This is a genomic window from Paraliomyxa miuraensis, assembly GCF_026337845.1.
GTDB lineage: Bacteria > Myxococcota_A > Polyangia > Nannocystales > Nannocystaceae > Paraliomyxa > Paraliomyxa miuraensis.
Genome location: NZ_JAOVZF010000146.1, coordinates 78,673 through 94,629, shown reverse-complemented (window position 1 = coordinate 94,629; position 15,957 = coordinate 78,673). Strand labels below are relative to the sequence as shown.

Sequence of the window (15,957 nt, the reverse complement as noted above, 5' to 3'; positions counted from 1 at the left end):
TCCGATGGGAATCCATCATGATGGGACCATGCGAGCCGCCGTCATCTCCCAGTATGGTCGTCCCGAAGCCCTCGAGATCCGCGAGGTCGACAAGCCGACCCCCGGGCCCCGGCAGCTGCTCGTCCGGGTGCGGGCGTCATCGGTCAACCCCGTCGACTGCGCCATCCGCAGCGGGGCCCTGCGCTCCTTCATCCGCCTGCGGCTGCCGACCCCGCTGGGGGTCGACTTCGCCGGGGTGGTCGAGGGCGTGGGCCGCGAGGTCGAGGGCTTCGCCGTGGGCGACGAGGTGTTCGGCTTCATCGACATCCGCGTCTGCGGTGCGCATGCCGAGTATGCGGTGATCGACGCCGCGGCCGCGGCGAAGAAGCCGGCCTCGCTGTCGTGGGAGGAGGCGGGCGCCAGCCCGGGCTCGGGTCTCACCGCCCAGCAGGCGCTCACCAGCGTGGTCGCGGTGCGCCCCGGCGAGCGGGTGCTGATCAACGGCGCCGGGGGAGGAGTGGGGACCTTCGCCGTGCAGATCGCCAAGGCCCTCGGCTGTCACGTCACGGCGGTCGGCAGCACCTCCAAGCGCGAGCTGCTGCTGAGCCTGGGCGCCGACGAGGTCATCGACTACACCAAGCAGGATCCCTTCGCCGCCCGGGCGGCCTACGACGTGATCATCGACTGCGTCGGCAACATCGGCGTGTTCGCGGCCCGCCGATTGCTGGTCGCGGGGGGCCGCTGCGTGGAGGTCGCCTCCAACCCCAAGATCATGCTCCGCGCCCTGCTGAGCAAGCTCCTGCCCAGCAAGCCCTACAAGTCCATGTACGTGGTCCCGCGCGGCAGCGACGTCGAGGCCCTGGCGGGGTGGTTCGAGCGCAACGAGGTCCGCGTGGTCCTCGATCGCACCTATCCCCTCGAGAAGATCGCCGAGGCCCACGCCTACGTCGAGCGGGGCCGCAGCACCGGCAAGGTCGCGATCTCGATCGCCGCGTGAGCGGCGATCTGGTACCTCGACGAGGATGATCGAGCGGGCGGAGCCGAGGTGAGCACGCGGAGCGTGGTGCCGCGTGTGATCGAGCGCCTCGGCTCCCCCGGTGACGCGGCTCGTCAGGCCATCGCCTTGCCGGTCTCGAGCAGGGACTTGAGGTCGCTGAGGATCCAGCCCCAGCCGCCGCCGCCCTGCTCGTTGAACTTGCTGGAGACCGCCCCGGCCATGCCCGGCAGCCCCTCGAGCTCGTGCGTGATGGTGACGCGGCAGAAGCCCGCCCCGGTCTCGTTGATCTCCCAGGTCAGGCGCGAGAAGCCCTCGGCCTTGGTCTCCTCGTTGAACAGGAAGCGGTAGGTCTGCACCAGCTTGCGCGGCGGGTCGACCTCGAGCACCTCGCCGTCGACGACGACGTCGGGCAGGCCCATCTCGCGCATCCCCGGCGTGGCATGGGCTCGAAAGGCGCCGCCGGGGCGCAGCTCGTACTGGGACGGGCCCTTGTAGCCGTACCGCGCCGTCCACTCGGGATCGGTGATCGCGGTCCAGATCTCGGAGGCGGGGGCCTTGATGTAGATCTCGAAGATCTTCGTGGTGGCAGGATCGGTGGTGGTGCTCATTCTCGTGACTCCAGCTTGGTCTTGAGGTCGACGAGCATCGAGACTCGTCGCTCGGTGTACTTGTCGATCCAACGGTCGTGGATCAGTCGAATCGGGACTGGGTTCAGGTAGTGCAGCTTCTTGCGGCCGGACCTGCGGGTGATCACGAGGTTTGCGTCCTCGAGGATCCGCAGGTGCTTCATCACGCCGAAGCGAGACATGCTCAGCTCGGCCTCGAGCTCGCCCAGGCTCGCGCCATCGCGCTCGAACAGGCGGTCGAGAAGTGAGCGTCGCGTACGGTCGGCCAGCGCCTTGAACACGGCGTCGTCGCTGGCGACCTCCGGCACACCGGGGACAATAGGTGACCTTTTGGTCACATGTCAAGGAGCAGCGATCCGAGGGGTCCCAGGGGCGGTTTGGCGGGGTTTGGGACCCTCGGGATCAGAGATCGACGAAGTAGCGCGGCACGGGGTCGGTGCCTGGGCCCGTCCGCCCGGTCCACCGCCACCTCTACCACCCTCCCCCGCAGCTTCGAGTTCGGCGCCAGCACCCGTGGTGTTCACGGACGGTAGGCGTCGAAGAGCGCGTTCACCTCGGGCGCGTCGTTGTTGGCCAGGAACACGGCGAGGTCGCCGTCTGCGGCTCGGTCATCGCGGGGAGCCCCAGCGCCTCCGGGTCGGCCCAGGCCGAGACGAGATCGGGGGGACGTGGCTCGAAAGGGTCATGGTCACGGGTCGCCGGGATCCTTGCCGTAACGCCCGTGGGCTCGGTCATGGTAGAGATCCTCGGATGCGCCGGCTTCTGATCCCGCTGGTCATTCCGTTCGCCGCGGCTTGCTGGGTAAAGACGCCCTACGCCCCCGCAAGCTCCGGCTTTCGAGGGGGCTACAGCGACTTCGAAGCCCAACCGAGCGTGCACTTCGTGAGCTTCGAGGGCAACGGGTTCACGTCTCGCGACGAGGTCATCGCCGGCTGGCACCAGCGCGCCGCGGAGATCTGCGGGGGACCGTCCAAATACCAGATCATCAGTCACTCCGCGGCCACGACCACGCACTCGCAGACGATCGGGTCGGACCAGATCGACGCGACTGCAACCACCCACGGCAATACCACCTACGTGGAGGGCACGATCACGGAAGCGCCGGAGATCCAATTCGACAAGTCGCGCGCCGAGGGTTACGTGCGTTGTGTAGCGACGGGTCCAGCGGAAGAGTCACCGGATGCCGTGCCTCCCCAGCAGGAAATCTCCGAGCAGTGGTGTTTCTTGGGCGATGCGGACGGCCGCGAAACGGGCGGCTGTCGGTCGACCTTGGAGGAATGCAACGCCTACGCCGAGTATCTCCTCCCTGCTGGGTTGCAGATCAGATCGTTGTGTAGCCCCACGGCCAACGTCGTGTGCTCGGAGGCGAGCAGGGCCAGCGACGGCGCAAGCATCGTTGCTTGCTTCCCCTCGGTACCAGCATGCGAGCACTACGGAGAGGCCCTCGCGGCGTCCGAGGATTGGGGGGCTTCCTCGCCATGTGTCGATCCCCGTGCGACCCCGCTACCGGGGGATCTGAGCGCGGCCTGTGACGACGGTAGCGCAGACGCGTGCCTTGCCCTTGCACGGCAGCGCTATGACGCCGGGGCCTACGTCGAATCGCTCGAGTACACGGCGAGGGCGTGCAAGGCCGGCAACGCTGCCGCCTGTGTGCACGCTGCGACCGCCTTGGAAACGGGCGAGGGGATCGAGCCCAACGCCAAGAAGGCCGCGGCGTTCTACAAGGCGGGGTGCAAGCTCGGAGACGATGCAGCGTGCGAGGCATTCGCTCGCCTGCGGTCGGCAGGCGACACGGCCGTCGGTGGCGAAGCCGCGAAGTAGCAGTCACGCGGCGCCAGAGCCCGACAGCCAGCCTCCGAGCACGTGCCCTTTCTCGGCGCCCCAGCGGCCCCAGGATGCGCCCGGCGAGACCCGGGGCCGGGGGCCACGACCGCCGCGCTCACCCGAACTCCCTGCGAACTCCCGGCCGCTCCCCGAAAACAGAAAAGCCCCTCGAAGGGGGCTTCTCGCAGCGCATCCGGAAGGATTCGAACCTCCGACTTTCGGTTCCGTAGACCGACGCTCTATCCAGCTGAGCTACGGATGCATGAGCGCTCGTGGGTCGCGGAGACTACCCATCCCGGTGCCACCTCGCAACCCCGTTCACCCACCAGCGCGAGCGATCCCTCACGCCCTCCCCGGCCTCCCCGACCTCCCCGTCGCGCCCTACCCGGCCAGCTCGCTGCCGCTGAACAGCAGCGCCAGCACGAACCCATTGTTCCCCATGTGCACCAGCACCGCGGTCCACAGCCGTCCACTGCGCTCCAACACCGCCGCGAACACCAACCCCAGCCATAGATAGACCACGAAGCCGGCCGGGTTGCCGTGGATTGCCGCAAAGCCCAGCGCGCTGACGGCGTAGGCCAGCCCGCGCCCGGAGACGGCGGTGACCCGGCGAAACAGCAAGCCCCGAAACAGCCACTCCTCGGCGATGGGCGCCAGCACGAGCGCCGCGAGCACCAGCATGCTCGCCTGCAGGTCGAATCCTCGGGCGACAACCCCCTCGGTGATCTCCAGGACGCTCGACTGCTCCTGCACCCGCATCCCGAGCTGCTCGAGCAGCAGCCCCAAGAGGATGCTCCCCCCCAGCGCCGCGAGCACCCCCAGGGGCACCGTGACCAGTGCCGTCCCCAAGCCAGCGACCGGTGGCTCGTGCCAAGGAGCGGGATCGGGGTCGGGCTCGTCCTCCTGCCCCCTGGCCATCGCAGCCCACAGCGGCCCGATCTTGCCGTAGAAGGCCGCCGCCACCCCGGTGATCAGGGGCCCCGCCAGCAAGGCGAGCGGCCCGGAGCCCAGGCCCACGGCGCTCATCCCCGCCGCGACCACCACGTAGCCGAGCACGAGCCCGCCAAAGGCCATCCCGAGCTCGGCCAAGCCCCGCCAGAGCCTCCTGCCGCGCTGCCCCATCGCGGCCACAGCATGCCCACCGCCGCCCGTGCCAGCAAGGAGCAGCCCCCGGTGCCCCCGCTTGCCAGGGCCCCCCGACCGCGGTTACCTTCCCGCCCCCGCAAACCAGCAAAGCGCCAATTTGGAAAGGGTGCCCCGAGCACCCCGGGACCTGTGGAACGGTGGCCGAGTGGCTGAAGGCACAGGTTTGCTAAATCTGCGTAGGGGAAACTCTACCGAGGGTTCGAATCCCTCCCGTTCCGCAACGAAAGACCTCCGCCGGGATTCCGGTCGGAGGTCTTCGTTCTTCGAAGCCACCGCCGCCTGCTATCGTGCTCGGCCGATGCCCACGCGCCGCGCTCGCCTCGCCTCGGCTCTCCTCCTGCTCGGTCCGCTCTCGTGCGACTCGGCCGACGACACCGTCAAGGCCGGCGAGCAAGCGGCTCGCGAGGCCTCGCAGCAGGCGCTCGATGCCTCGAAGAAGAAGGCGGGCGAGCTGGCCGACGAGGCCGCCGACGCGTCCAAGAAGGCCGCCGGCGAGCTGGCCGACAAGTCCAAGCAGGCCGCGAGCGACCTCGCCGATGCCACCAAGTCGGGCGCGAAGGCGCTGTTCCACGATCTCACCAACGATGGCGAGCTGAGCCAGACGGCCAAGTCGTGGCTCGAGGGTCAGGCCAGCGGGGCGGATTCCGTGCTCACGATCGAGACGGTGCTCGTCAACGGCGTACAGCTGGCTCCCGTGGCGCTCGAGGCCGCCAAGGTGCTCGCCGATGCAACCGACAGCGAGACGGTGGTGGAGCCGATCTTCCAGAAGGTGCACGACGATCCCGCCGCCATCGACCAGGCCATCGGCGACATGCCCCGGGTGCAGGTGGTCGACGACGTGACGGTGGGCTTCAAGCAGATCGACGGCCTCTCCGGGACCACGCAGGTCAAGGAGCGCGGCTACCTGGTGATGTGGCGCCACGAGGATCACCTGGTCGGCTTCGTCTACCGCTCGACCCGCACCATCGACCTCGAGAAGCTGGTCACCGAGACCCCCCGGCTCATTCGCCTCACCCAGAAGGCGCTCGAAGACTGAGCGGCGTGGACCCTTCCCGCGGCGCTCCGAGCCGGGCGGGGCCGCATCTCCCGTTCCGGCGGCCCTGGTCGTTCCCGCTTCCCTTGCCGACCGGGCCTCCGTACGATTCGCGTCCGGTCCTCGCACGGACCATCCCCCACCGGAACGGAGACGATCGCCCATGGACATCAAGACCATCTCGACCGCCCTTGCCCTGCTCGGCAGCGGCCTCGTGCTCAACGCCTGCGACAAGGACGATGCCAAGAAGGATGCGGCCGAGGTCAAGAAGGACGAGAAGAAGGCCGATGCCAAGACCGACGTGAAGGCCGATGCCAAGGCCGACGCGAAGGCCGGTGAGCACGCCTGCGGCGAGGGCCAGTGCGGCGCCGACAAGGCGGCCGCCAAGGAGGCCGCATGTGGCGAGGGTGCCTGCGGCAAGGAGGCCAAGGACGACGGCAGCGCCGCGGTCAAGGCCGGCGAGGGCGATGCGAAGGCCGACGCGCCCGCGGACGAGCCCGCCGACGAGGCCGACAAGTCCTGAGCCGATCGAGATCGGACGACCGAGCGCACGCACCTGCGGCGCCCTCACGTCCCGCCCCGTGAGCACACCCGGGCGGGACGACGCAGCGCTTGACGCCTGCGCAGGCGACCCCGCAAGATCGCCGCGGAGGGCAGCACGATGGCTTTGGTTATCTCTTGGTTGGCCGCGACGGCGTGGATTGCGGGCTCGGGTGTGGTCGTTCCCGCGGCGCCGGAGCCACAGCCGCTCGATCCCCCTCCGGTGATGCCGATCACCGACCCGGCCCGTCCCCCGATGCACATGGGCCTGGGCCACGAGCCCGACGTCCAGGCGGGGTTCAACACCCCGACCGTGCTGTACGTGAACTTCGAGGGGCCGTTCATGAACGGCGGCTGCGGCAACAACTCGCTGCAGGACTGCACCACGATCTTCCCCAACACGCAGTTCCTCGAGCACCCCGGCAGCCCCGCCACGCGCGCGGCGATCATCCAGGCCACCCGCGAGGACGTGGAGGACTTCGGGGTGATCGTGGTGGGCGAACGACCGCCCGCGGGCAATCCCTATGCAATGGTGGTTGCCGGCGTCCCCAACGGCGGAGGCCCACCGGGCGTGGGGGGCGTGGCACCGGGCATCGACTGCAGCAACACCAACCCCAACATCACGAGCTTCTCGTTCCTCGTCAACGACAACGCCAACATCCAGGCCACCGTCATCCACCAGGAGGCCGCCCACACCTGGGGCCTCGAGCACGTCGACGACCCCTCCGACAACCTGTTCCCCTCCACCGGGGGAGCCAGTGATCCCAAGTACCAGGACACCTGCAGCACGGTGGTGGCCGACGTCGCCCTGAACCCCACCAACGCGGCCTGCAACTCGGTCCACACCATGTTCTGCAACGCCAACCAGCAGAACTCCTACCAGGAGATGCTGCTGCTGTTCGGGCCCCCGATTCCCGACCAGGTGGCGCCCCTGGTGACGATCGACTCGCCCCTCGACGGCCAGGAGCTCGACTACGAGACCGACTTCGAGCTCACGGTCACGCTCGACGACGACCGCCGTCCCGCCGTGCTGGCGACCACGGTGTACTTCGACGACGCCGAGGCGGCCGACGTCTCGCTCATCAACGCCACCCACACCTTCCCGGTCAATGGTGGCGATGCCCCAATGGGCCACGGGCTCGGCAACGGCCCGCACACCATCCGGGTCGACATCGTCGACGAGGGCGGCAATCCGGCCTCGGCCGAGGTCACGTTCGTGATCGTCAACGGCCCCATGGAGGGCTCCGACGAGACGGGAGCGGACGACAGCACCGGGGGCGATCCCACCGCGGGAGAGGGCACGGGGGACGATCTCCCCGGGGGCACGGGAGCCGGCACGGGCGCGGCCACCACGGGTCCCGAGCTCGACGACTCGGGTGACGAAGGATGTGCCTGCCGGGCCACGGACGGCACACGCGGTGATTCGAGCACCGGCACGGGGCCGGGAACGGCATTGCTCGTGCTCTTGACGCTGGGTCTTTGGCGTCGGCGCGATTGAGCGCATCCCACGGGGTCCATGGCCCCCAAGGCGTGACCGCGCACGAACTCGTCCCGCTTCGAGGTCGAGTCTCGCCGTCGTCACGATGGGCGTGAAGCTCACGGTGTGCGATCTGCACAAACCGCATGTCACGCCAAAGATCGGTTTGCATGCCGTGCCAGGAAGGGCCTACGATGGTCCCGCGATGGGGATGCATAGCTCGATGGGGCGTCTTTGTGTGGCAGTCGTGCCTGCGCTCGCGCTGGCCTGCGGAGGCGACGGTGATGGTCGCGGCGATGGAGAGGGTGACGGAGGAATCCCCACCACGATCACGGCCGCCAGCAACACCGACAGCGCCACGGGTCAGGACGAGGATTCCAACAGCGGCACGACCAACGGCACGGGCAACAACTCGGGGGTCGACAGCAGCGGAGACGGCGACGTCAAGTTCGACCTCGGCACCCAGCCCGACGCCAACGTCGGCTGCGGAGGTGGAGGCGGAGGCGGAGGCGGCGGAGCCCCCGACTTCTCGTACATCTGGATCGCCAACAGCAACTCGGGCTCGATCTCCAAGGTCGACACCCAGACGCTGATCGAGGAGGGCCGCTACGTCGTGCGTCCCGACTCCAACGGCAACCCGTCGCGAACCTCGGTCAACCTCAACGGCGACGTGGCGGTGGCCAACCGCTCGGGCGGCGTCACCAAGATCTATGCGATCCCCGAGCGCTGCGACAACCCGGCCAACACCTCCACGGGGGCCGGCGACGTCAAGGCCTGGCCCGACGGCTGCATCGCCTGGCACACCCCGTTCGCCTACGCCTCGCAGCGGCCCGTGCAGTGGACCCAGGGCACGTTCAACACGGGCACGTGCCGCTACGAGGACACCAAGGTCTGGACCTCGGGCGCCAACGGCAGCATCGACGTGGTGCTGATGGACGGCGAGACCGGCGTGGTCGAGGCCACCGTGCCCATTCCCGGCGTCAACCCGAACTTCTACGGGATCTACGGCGGCGCGGTGGACTCCGACGGCAACTTCTGGGGCAGTCAGCTGAGCCAGGGCTACCTGGTGCGGGTGCGTCTGTCCGATCTCTCGGTGAGCACCTGGCCCATGGCCACCAGCGGCTACGGCATGACGGTGGACTCGCTCGGTCAGGTGTGGACCTGCAGCAGCAACGTCGGCCGCTTCGATCCCATCACCGAGACCTGGCAAACGGCCTACGCCGGCGGCAGCGGTGGCTGCATGGAAGACGGCATGGGCACCCTGTGGCTGGCCAACGACCCGATGGTCGGGGTCGACATCAACACCATGGCCGTGGTCCAGACGATCGATCTACCGAGCTACGTGCACGGCATCAGCATCGACTTCCAGGGCAACGTGTGGGGCCCGGCCATCTACAACAACGAGGCCTACCGCGTGAACCCGGTCACCGGGCAGATCGACACCGTGACCGGCTTCAACCTGCCCTACACCTACAGCGACATGACCGGCTTCGCCCTCAGCAACGTGGGCAATCCCATCGGGTAGCACCGAGTCGCCGAGGGCCGGTCGCCCCACCGAGGGCACGAGAGGGCGAGACCTGCACGGCGGGTCTCGCCCTTCGGCGTACGGCGATGTCTGACCTGTACATCCGTCCGGGTGCCCGGCTCGAGGCCGCCGGCCGCGGGGGCGACGATTTCGACGGTCGATATTCGTCTTTCGGCCCCCACCTATGCGATGCTTCGCCCCGTGGAAGGCGCCACAGCACCACGCTTGATTACCCCGGGTGAGATCGAGGTGGTCGTCGGTCTCTATCGCGACTCGATGGCCCGCTACGAAGAGGCAGGAGCAGTGCTCGAGCACCGCTTGCGCCGCGAGCTGCGCGCAGCAGGCATCAAGGCCTTGGTGCTGTCGCGTGCCAAGCATCCCGACGAGGTGCGACGCACCCTCGCCGAGCAGCGATCCGCCGACGAGCCCTCGAGCCCGACCCTCACGTACACACGGCTGACCACCGAGCTCAACCGCTTGGTACCCGATCTCGCGCGAGCGCGTGTGATCGTCTACCACCCGGTCGACGAGCAGGCGGCGTTCGAGCTGATCCTGCGGCGGTTCCCGCTGGCCGACGTACCCAACCCCATCGAGCACAAGGCCGATCGCGCACGGGCCAGCCGTGCGCTCGTCGACCTCGACGAGTCGTTCGACCGGCCGTCGCTGCGAGGCTCGATCGTCGAGGTCCAGGTCGCGTCGATCTCGTCGCACATCTTCAACGAGCTCGAGTCCGACATCGCCTACCGGCCCGACGCCGAGGACATCCCGCGCGAGGTCCACGAGGGCATCGACGACCTGCTGCACCTGTCGCGGCTCACCGACCGCGCCGTGGAGCGGCTGCTCGACGCCCGCCGTCGCCGACTGCTCGATGCCAACCACCCGCTCGAGAGCCCCGAGGATCTGCGGCACGCGCTCGAGCACTCGGTGGGGCACACCCTCACGGGTGACTTCATGCGGCTGTTCCGGCTGATGGACTCGGTGATCGAGCCCCTGACCTCCGGCGCGCTGGCGGGCCTGGGCACCACGGCCGAGATGCTCGAGCGTGGGGTCGAGGTCGCGGGCGAGCTGGGTCTTCACGAGACCGGCGGCGACGACGACGTGCTCTGCTACACCCTGGCCCTCATGCCGACCTTCGGGCCGGAGTTCCAGGATCTCGCCAAGAGCTGGCGGGGTCCCACCAACGACATGAAGAACGCCATCCTGGGCTGGAAGAAGTAGTCGATGTCGCAGCTCAAGCTCCCCGATCTCGCCTCCGGCCTGCTGAGCCGTGGCAAGCGCTACCACGAGCTCGTGGTGTTCGCCGACGACCTCGCCGAGGTGGCACAGCTCCGCATCGGCGAGCTGCCCCTCGAGCTCACGCCGCTCGATCACGCCGGGCAGCACTTCTCGTTCCGCGAGATGAACCAGGACTTCATGCTCGAGGTGAGCGAGGACGGCGTGGCCCGCCTGCAGAAGCTCGATGCTCCGCCCAAGAAGCGCCCGGTGCTGCAAGACGAGGCGCCCCACGGGGCGGTGCCCTCGGCGGCGCTGCGCACCGCGGTGGCCAAGAAGGGCGACGGCTGGGCGGCGGGGCTGGTGCTCGGCATGCTCATCGGCGCGCCGATCTCCAAGGAGTCGAACTCTCGCAAGGTCCTCACCGTCCGGTTCCATGCGCCCGATCGCTCGTGGCGGACCTACGACGGCGGGCTCGTGCGGTGGATGAAGCGCGAGCTCACGGCCTCGGGCTGAGGGCCCGGGCGGCCCGCCGCGAGACCGCTCGCACCAATCCGAAGAGCCCCTCCCGCGCCCGCACCCCGGGCGCGACCTACGGGGCGTCGTTCGGGTAGGCAGCCATGATCTTGCGGACCGCCTCGTCGATCACCGCTGCCGGGTCGTCGCCCTTGTGCAGCCACTTGGAGGTCCAGCCATGCCAGACCTCCGCCTCGGTGGCGCGATCGATGAGGTAGATGTTGAGCGTGCCCTTGGTCTGTGGCTCCCCGGGGCCGGTCGCGGTGATCGAGCTGGGATCGACGCCCTCCACCCGGTAGCGCACCCGCACGCCCACCGAGAACGCCACCAGCACCTGGGCCTGCTCCTTGGGAACCAGCTGGAACCCGCGCGCGGCCAGCTCGCGATTCACCGCCTCCCGGATCAAGCGCTCGTTGTCCTTGGTGCGCACGTTGGGCTGATCCTCGCCGAGCTCGATGAGCACGAGATCTTCGGTGACCCACGCGTAGGCCTTGGCGGCCTCGAGGTCGTAGTCGGGCGTGCGCTGGGCATTGACCTTGGGTGCACACGCAACGACGGCCCACAGGCCCCCCACGAGGAGCGCGAGCACGGCACGGCGGGACGAGGAACGGGGCCGGGAGTCCGCAGCGACAGACATGAGCGGGGCAGAGTATAGGGCAGTTGCCGCCAGACGCTCGCTCGAGAATGACGATGCGTCGCTCCCGCAGCCTGCCCCGGGGCCAGCCTGCCCCGGAGCCCAGCCTACTGGAATCGACGGCGCCTACTTGCCCTTGCTGGGTCCGCTCTTGTCTCGCGAGGGGCTCCGCGGAGGCGCGCTGATGTCGAGGTTCTCGAGCAGGTCCTCGAGGGCGATCTTCTTCTCGAGCCGCTGGCTCTGCAGCTCCACCACTTTGCGACCGATGCGATCGCCCTCGGACGTGAAGTCCTCCAGGCGGTCGCTGAGCTTCTTGCGCAGCGCATCGGCCTTGGGGTCCTTCTTGATCGCCTCGAGGTTCTGCCGGGTCTCGTTGGCCCGCTGGTCGAGCTCGATCTGCTGCGCCTTGAGTCCGTCGATCTCCGTGTCGATGCGGCCGATCTCCCGCCGAAGGTCGACCACGGGCTGGATCTTGCTGCGCATGTCGGCCGGCAATTCGGCCGACAGCACCAGCTTCTCCATCAGGCCCAGCGCGCGACCGTCCCAGATGCTGATCGTGGTGGTCGAGGGCGTCTGCTCCACCACCACCGTGCTGCCCTCGGTCTTGCCCTTGGGCACGTCCACGGGGATCAAGTACCCGTCGGGCAGCACCTCGGTGCCCTTGGGCGGATCGATCAGCTCGTAGTTCCAGCCGGCCTTCCCGTGGCGCACCAGCACGTTGTAGCCGTCCTTGTCGGTCTTGCCCTTCACCGACCAGGTGGTGGTCGTGCGCGAGAAGCTCTCCACCTCGAGCACGCCTCGCGAGATCCGCAGGAGGTGCATCTCGTCGCCCGAGTACTGCGCGGACGAGCTGACCATGATGCCCGGCTCCACCGCGAACGGAATCGTGGCGCTGGTGCCCGTGCTCACGGCCTCCGAGAGGCCCTCGCCCACGAAGCTGCCCCCGGTGTAGATGCTGATGGGCCCGGGCTCGAGCACGAACGGCGTGCTGTTCTTGAACCGCACCACCCGGTAGGGATTGGCGTCGTAGCCGATGCCCGCGCCCCCGGGCCGGTAGAGGAAGGTCTGCTCGGCCTCCACCTGGCGGTTGAGGATCGCCACCATGGTGGCGCTGCCGTTGGGCACGGTCACGCGCTGCTCGAGGTCGTAGCGGGTCATGCCGCTGACCTGCTTGGCGCGGGCGTCGGCCAGCGTGCTGCGCCGCAGGGCCTCGAGGTCGACGGGGCTCGGTGCATTGGCAGCCGGCGGGGGCATGGGGCCCGAGGCGGCGCTGGCCCGACCGTAGCCGCTGCTGGGGGCGCCGCTCGGCTTCGGCTCGGCCGGCTTGCGCTTGGCCTTGGCGTTCTTGTCGGCCTTGTACTCGCGCTCCTCCTCCGCCTCGGCCCAGTAGTCCCCGTCGCCCCCGGCCATGTCGTCGGCCTCATAGTCGTAGGCCGCAGCCGCCTCGGGCTCGGGCTCGGCCATCGCCTCGTCGTAGGTGCCGTAGGTGGTCTCGCCCATCGCCACCGTGGCCCGCTTGCGCACGCCGGACTCGGTGAGATCGCTGCGGAACACGGTGCGCGGGGTGTGCAGATCGTACTGGAACGCGATCGGCTCGCCCGAGGTCAGCGACATGCTCACGTTCGACCAGTCCTCGCCGCTCACGTTGTCGACCACGGCCCAGCCCTGGAGCAGCGCCTGGCCCTTGCCGTCCTCGGGCAGCACCACGCGATAGGTGGGCTTCCACATCGGGGCCGAGACCACGTAGCTCACGCTCACGTCGTGGCTCTTGGCGCCCACCAGCTCGATCGCCACCTCGACCTGCTGGAACATGCCCTCGCCCGAGCTGGCGTCGAGACGGCGGTGGAGCTGCATGGCGAGGTCGCCGTCGTGCAGCGTCACGTCGCGGACCTTGGACAGGCGCACCACCTGGAGCTCGTTGCCCCTCATGAGCGTGACCTTGAAGTCGCGCTGCGAGGGCCCATCACCGCCGCCGCCGCCGCGCGGCCAGCCCGAAGCGGCGTCGGGATCGGGCTCGTCGATGATCCGCTCCACCAGCACCACCCGACCGCGAACGCGGCCCAGCGTCGTGTGCAGGGTGACGTCGGTACCGCGCAGGCCGTCGAGTAGCTGCGCCAGGCTGCCGCTGCCCGGGGTCAACGCCGACAGGGCGGCCGCGGCCCACGTCTCGGGGTCCAGCGGCATCGACACGCTCACGGCCTGGCCGTTGGCATCGACCACGGTCAGGCTCTTGAGCAGATCGTTGATCTGATCGCGGCGCACGCGAATGCGCAGGGTCGAGTCGTCGACCTCGCCGTGGCGCTCGAAGTAGCCGACGCCGTTGCGATAGAGCACGACGCGCTCGAGCTCGAGGTTGGTGGAGGTGGCGGGGAATGCTCGGCGCCCGCTGGCACAGCCCGTGGACGCGAGGGTCGGGGCCAGAGCCAGGAGCAAGGTGAGGGGGCCGAGGCGGGCGAGCTTGCGGTTGCGCATGACGGTCTGAGCGGGTGGCGACTGTACCGATCCCGCCGCTTCTACGCACCATCGGTCCCCCATGGTGTGAGCGCCGGGTGGGCGCGGGTGGAAAATGGCGGGGCTTCGGCATGCGCGGCTCTGCGCAGGGTCCCGTCCTCGGAGCGGATGCGTCCTCCAGGTGCGCTACCCGCGAGGGCTTTCGCGAGCCCCCGCGATCGGGCGGGAGCCGTTATCATGGCGGCAGCGTGTCCGAGCTGCTCCTAGGTCCCTTTGGCGAGCTCTACGAGCTCTCGACGCGGTTCGACCCGGCCAAGGCCGGCGCCGCCTCGACGGTGACGCTGCAAGAGGCGGAGTCGTGGAGTCGCACCTTCGACTGGATCGTCGATCACCCCAGCAACCTCGAGGCCCTGCGGCGGGCGCTGATGCGGGCCGTGCCGCAGCTGGGCGCCGACCTGTGGTCGCTGCCCGAGAGCCGGCTGCTCGAGCTGTTCTCGCGCGAGGTGGCCTCGGGCGAGATCATGGTCATGGCCTGCATCCGCGAGCGCCCGTCGATGGAGCTGCTCGACAGCGAGCCCTCACCGCTGGCCACGCTCACCCAGCAGGATGGGAGCACCTCCTCCTCGCCCCCCAAGGAGTCCGAGCCCGCACCGGCGCCGGTCATCGAGTGCATCCTGGCCGTGGTCACCTACGAGTGCAGCCACGTGGGCAAGCGCAAGGCCGCCCTGCGCCTCGAGGTGGGCACGGCGCAGTCCGACCGCACGCTCGAGGTGGTGGCCGGCGACCAGGACCACGCCGACACGATCACGGTCAAGCCCGAGTGGACCGCGGCCGCGTGCGGCGTCCACCAGCCCAAGGTCCTGTCGGTCACCGGGCCCGGCGTGCGGCAGACCCTGCCCGACGGCGAGCTGAAGGTGCAGGTGTTCTACTCGCGCATCGACAGCTCGCGCCTGCTCGACTACTTCTGGGCCTGGAACATGGGCCCGGCCGAGTTCACCCTGTCCCCGCAGGCGTGCACCGGCCACGGGGTCCATGCGCTCGTGCGCGTGTACCCGGAGCTGCAGGTCGAGGCCAAGCTGGTGCTGGCGCTCAACACCGACGATCGCGTCGACGGCAAGATGGAGCTGGCACAGCAGCGCGGCTACCACGAGAAGCGCGGGCGCCCGGCCCATACCGAGTGGAAGTTCGAGCTCGAGGGCAAGGTCAAGTACGGCGGCCGCTCCGAGTCGCTCGGCCTCAAGTACGAGGACAAGATCAAGAAGTGGGCGGCGTTCAACCGCCTGATCAAGCGGGCCATCGACAAGTTCGTCGAGTACTTCTTCACCTTCACCGGGGTCACGCTCCGGCCGCTGTTCCCCAACCTGCAGCTCGAGTACAAGGGCCAGTACACCGAGATCGAGGGCAAGACCACCGTCGGCACCGAGTGGAGCGTGATGCTCAAGGCCGACCCGCTCATCGGCCTCGAGCTGCGCATCGAGATCCTCGACGTGCTCATCAAGGCGCTGGGCAAGACCCAGTTCGCGATCATCGCCAAGGGCCTGGCCAAGGTGCGCGAGTGGGCCAAGGAACGAGATCAGGTCTTCGAGATCTTCCTGGCCTTCCAGGGGCTCATCGCGGGCGAGATCGGGGCCAAGAAGAAGCCCGAGCTGGCCCGAGCCAGCGTCAACGGCATGATCCAGGGCGCGCTCAAGGTGATCTTCGAGGCCAGGGCCTCGTTCGGCTCCACGGGCTGGTTCGGGTTCGCGTTCGGGGCCGAGGTCAAGGGCAACACCGGCTTCGCCGTGCGCTTGCAGCTCGATCACGACAGCCAGGGCGTGTTCCTGGTGGGCAAGTTCGTGCTGCTCGAGTGCAAGTTCGAGTGTGCGGTGTGGGCCTCGGGCAAGTTCATCTGGGAGCTCAAGGAGGGCTACGAGGGCGAATTCAAGTGGTGGGAGGAGCAGGATCTGCTCAAGACCGGCAACAAGTACGTGCTGACCAGCGGCTCCTGAGCCGTAGGC

The 15,957-nt window shown here is 68.9% G+C and carries 14 protein-coding genes and 2 tRNA genes; 10 read left to right on the top strand and 6 right to left on the bottom strand.

Annotated features, from left to right (window positions below; all coding sequences use genetic code 11):
* The first annotated feature begins 28 nt into the window (after positions 1 to 28).
* Positions 29 to 976 carry an NAD(P)-dependent alcohol dehydrogenase gene (locus OEB96_RS13045; protein WP_266215928.1) on the top strand — a complete coding sequence of 316 codons (948 nt, stop codon included), beginning with the start codon at positions 29 to 31 and terminating at the stop codon, positions 974 to 976.
* A 113-nt stretch (positions 977 to 1,089) separates the two neighbouring features.
* Here the strand turns inward: OEB96_RS13045 and OEB96_RS13040 are convergent, their stop codons facing one another.
* Both OEB96_RS13040 and OEB96_RS13035 read right to left on the bottom strand, forming a co-directional pair.
* On the bottom strand, positions 1,090 to 1,584 hold the full coding sequence (locus tag OEB96_RS13040; RefSeq protein WP_266215927.1) for an SRPBCC domain-containing protein: 495 nt from the start codon (positions 1,582 to 1,584) through the stop codon (positions 1,090 to 1,092).
* Positions 1,581 to 1,910 (bottom strand): ArsR/SmtB family transcription factor, encoded by a 330-nt coding sequence (locus tag OEB96_RS13035; protein WP_266215926.1) that lies wholly within the window; start codon positions 1,908 to 1,910, stop codon positions 1,581 to 1,583. Before OEB96_RS13035 ends, OEB96_RS13040 begins: the two co-directional genes overlap by 4 nt.
* A gap of 442 nt (positions 1,911 to 2,352) precedes the next feature.
* Here OEB96_RS13035 and OEB96_RS13030 point away from each other — a divergent pair, with 442 nt between their 5' ends.
* Positions 2,353 to 3,423: a CC0125/CC1285 family lipoprotein gene (locus OEB96_RS13030; protein WP_266215925.1), complete on the top strand. Its 1,071-nt coding sequence runs from the start codon at positions 2,353 to 2,355 to the stop codon at positions 3,421 to 3,423.
* A gap of 191 nt (positions 3,424 to 3,614) precedes the next feature.
* Here the strand turns inward: OEB96_RS13030 and OEB96_RS13025 are convergent.
* Both OEB96_RS13025 and OEB96_RS13020 read right to left on the bottom strand, forming a co-directional pair.
* Positions 3,615 to 3,688: transfer RNA gene (locus tag OEB96_RS13025), tRNA-Arg, on the bottom strand.
* A gap of 119 nt (positions 3,689 to 3,807) precedes the next feature.
* Positions 3,808 to 4,515 carry a CPBP family intramembrane glutamic endopeptidase gene (locus tag OEB96_RS13020; RefSeq protein WP_266215924.1) on the bottom strand — a complete coding sequence of 236 codons (708 nt, stop codon included), beginning with the start codon at positions 4,513 to 4,515 and terminating at the stop codon, positions 3,808 to 3,810.
* Between the two features lie 188 nt (positions 4,516 to 4,703).
* Between OEB96_RS13020 and OEB96_RS13015 the strand changes: the two genes are divergently transcribed.
* The 7 genes from OEB96_RS13015 (at position 4,704) to OEB96_RS12985 (ending at position 10,875) form a co-directional block, all read left to right on the top strand.
* Positions 4,704 to 4,790 (top strand) — tRNA-Ser (locus OEB96_RS13015).
* 80 nt (positions 4,791 to 4,870) lie between these two features.
* Entirely contained in the window at positions 4,871 to 5,608 is a 738-nt protein-coding gene (locus OEB96_RS13010; RefSeq protein WP_266215923.1) for a hypothetical protein, read from the top strand.
* Positions 5,609 to 5,768: 160 nt separating this feature from the next.
* Complete coding sequence (locus OEB96_RS13005) at positions 5,769 to 6,128, top strand: HvfA family oxazolone/thioamide-modified RiPP metallophore (protein ID WP_266215922.1); 360 nt, start codon at positions 5,769 to 5,771, stop codon at positions 6,126 to 6,128.
* Positions 6,129 to 6,371: 243 nt separating this feature from the next.
* On the top strand, positions 6,372 to 7,643 hold the full coding sequence (locus tag OEB96_RS13000; RefSeq protein ID WP_266215921.1) for an MYXO-CTERM sorting domain-containing protein: 1,272 nt from the start codon (positions 6,372 to 6,374) through the stop codon (positions 7,641 to 7,643).
* 184 nt (positions 7,644 to 7,827) lie between these two features.
* Positions 7,828 to 9,147: a Vgb family protein gene (locus OEB96_RS12995; protein ID WP_266215920.1), complete on the top strand. Its 1,320-nt coding sequence runs from the start codon at positions 7,828 to 7,830 to the stop codon at positions 9,145 to 9,147.
* 201 nt (positions 9,148 to 9,348) lie between these two features.
* Positions 9,349 to 10,365 (top strand): nucleotidyltransferase family protein, encoded by a 1,017-nt coding sequence (locus OEB96_RS12990; RefSeq protein WP_266215919.1) that lies wholly within the window; start codon positions 9,349 to 9,351, stop codon positions 10,363 to 10,365.
* A 3-nt stretch (positions 10,366 to 10,368) separates the two neighbouring features.
* Positions 10,369 to 10,875, top strand: a complete 507-nt coding sequence (locus OEB96_RS12985) for a hypothetical protein (RefSeq protein WP_266215918.1) — start codon at positions 10,369 to 10,371, stop codon at positions 10,873 to 10,875.
* Between the two features lie 76 nt (positions 10,876 to 10,951).
* Here OEB96_RS12985 and OEB96_RS12980 read toward each other — a convergent pair whose 3' ends face one another.
* Together OEB96_RS12980 and OEB96_RS12975 are read right to left on the bottom strand one after the other, a co-directional pair.
* A complete protein-coding gene (locus tag OEB96_RS12980; protein WP_266215917.1) occupies positions 10,952 to 11,464 on the bottom strand; it encodes a DUF4136 domain-containing protein in 513 nt (170 codons plus the stop codon).
* A 171-nt stretch (positions 11,465 to 11,635) separates the two neighbouring features.
* The gene (locus OEB96_RS12975) at positions 11,636 to 13,981 is read right to left on the bottom strand and encodes a DUF4139 domain-containing protein (protein ID WP_266215916.1); all 2,346 of its coding nucleotides are present in this window, start codon (positions 13,979 to 13,981) and stop codon (positions 11,636 to 11,638) included.
* Positions 13,982 to 14,208: 227 nt separating this feature from the next.
* Here OEB96_RS12975 and OEB96_RS12970 point away from each other — a divergent pair, with 227 nt between their 5' ends.
* Positions 14,209 to 15,948 carry a hypothetical protein gene (locus tag OEB96_RS12970; RefSeq protein WP_266215915.1) on the top strand — a complete coding sequence of 580 codons (1,740 nt, stop codon included), beginning with the start codon at positions 14,209 to 14,211 and terminating at the stop codon, positions 15,946 to 15,948.
* Positions 15,949 to 15,957: the final 9 nt, after the last annotated feature.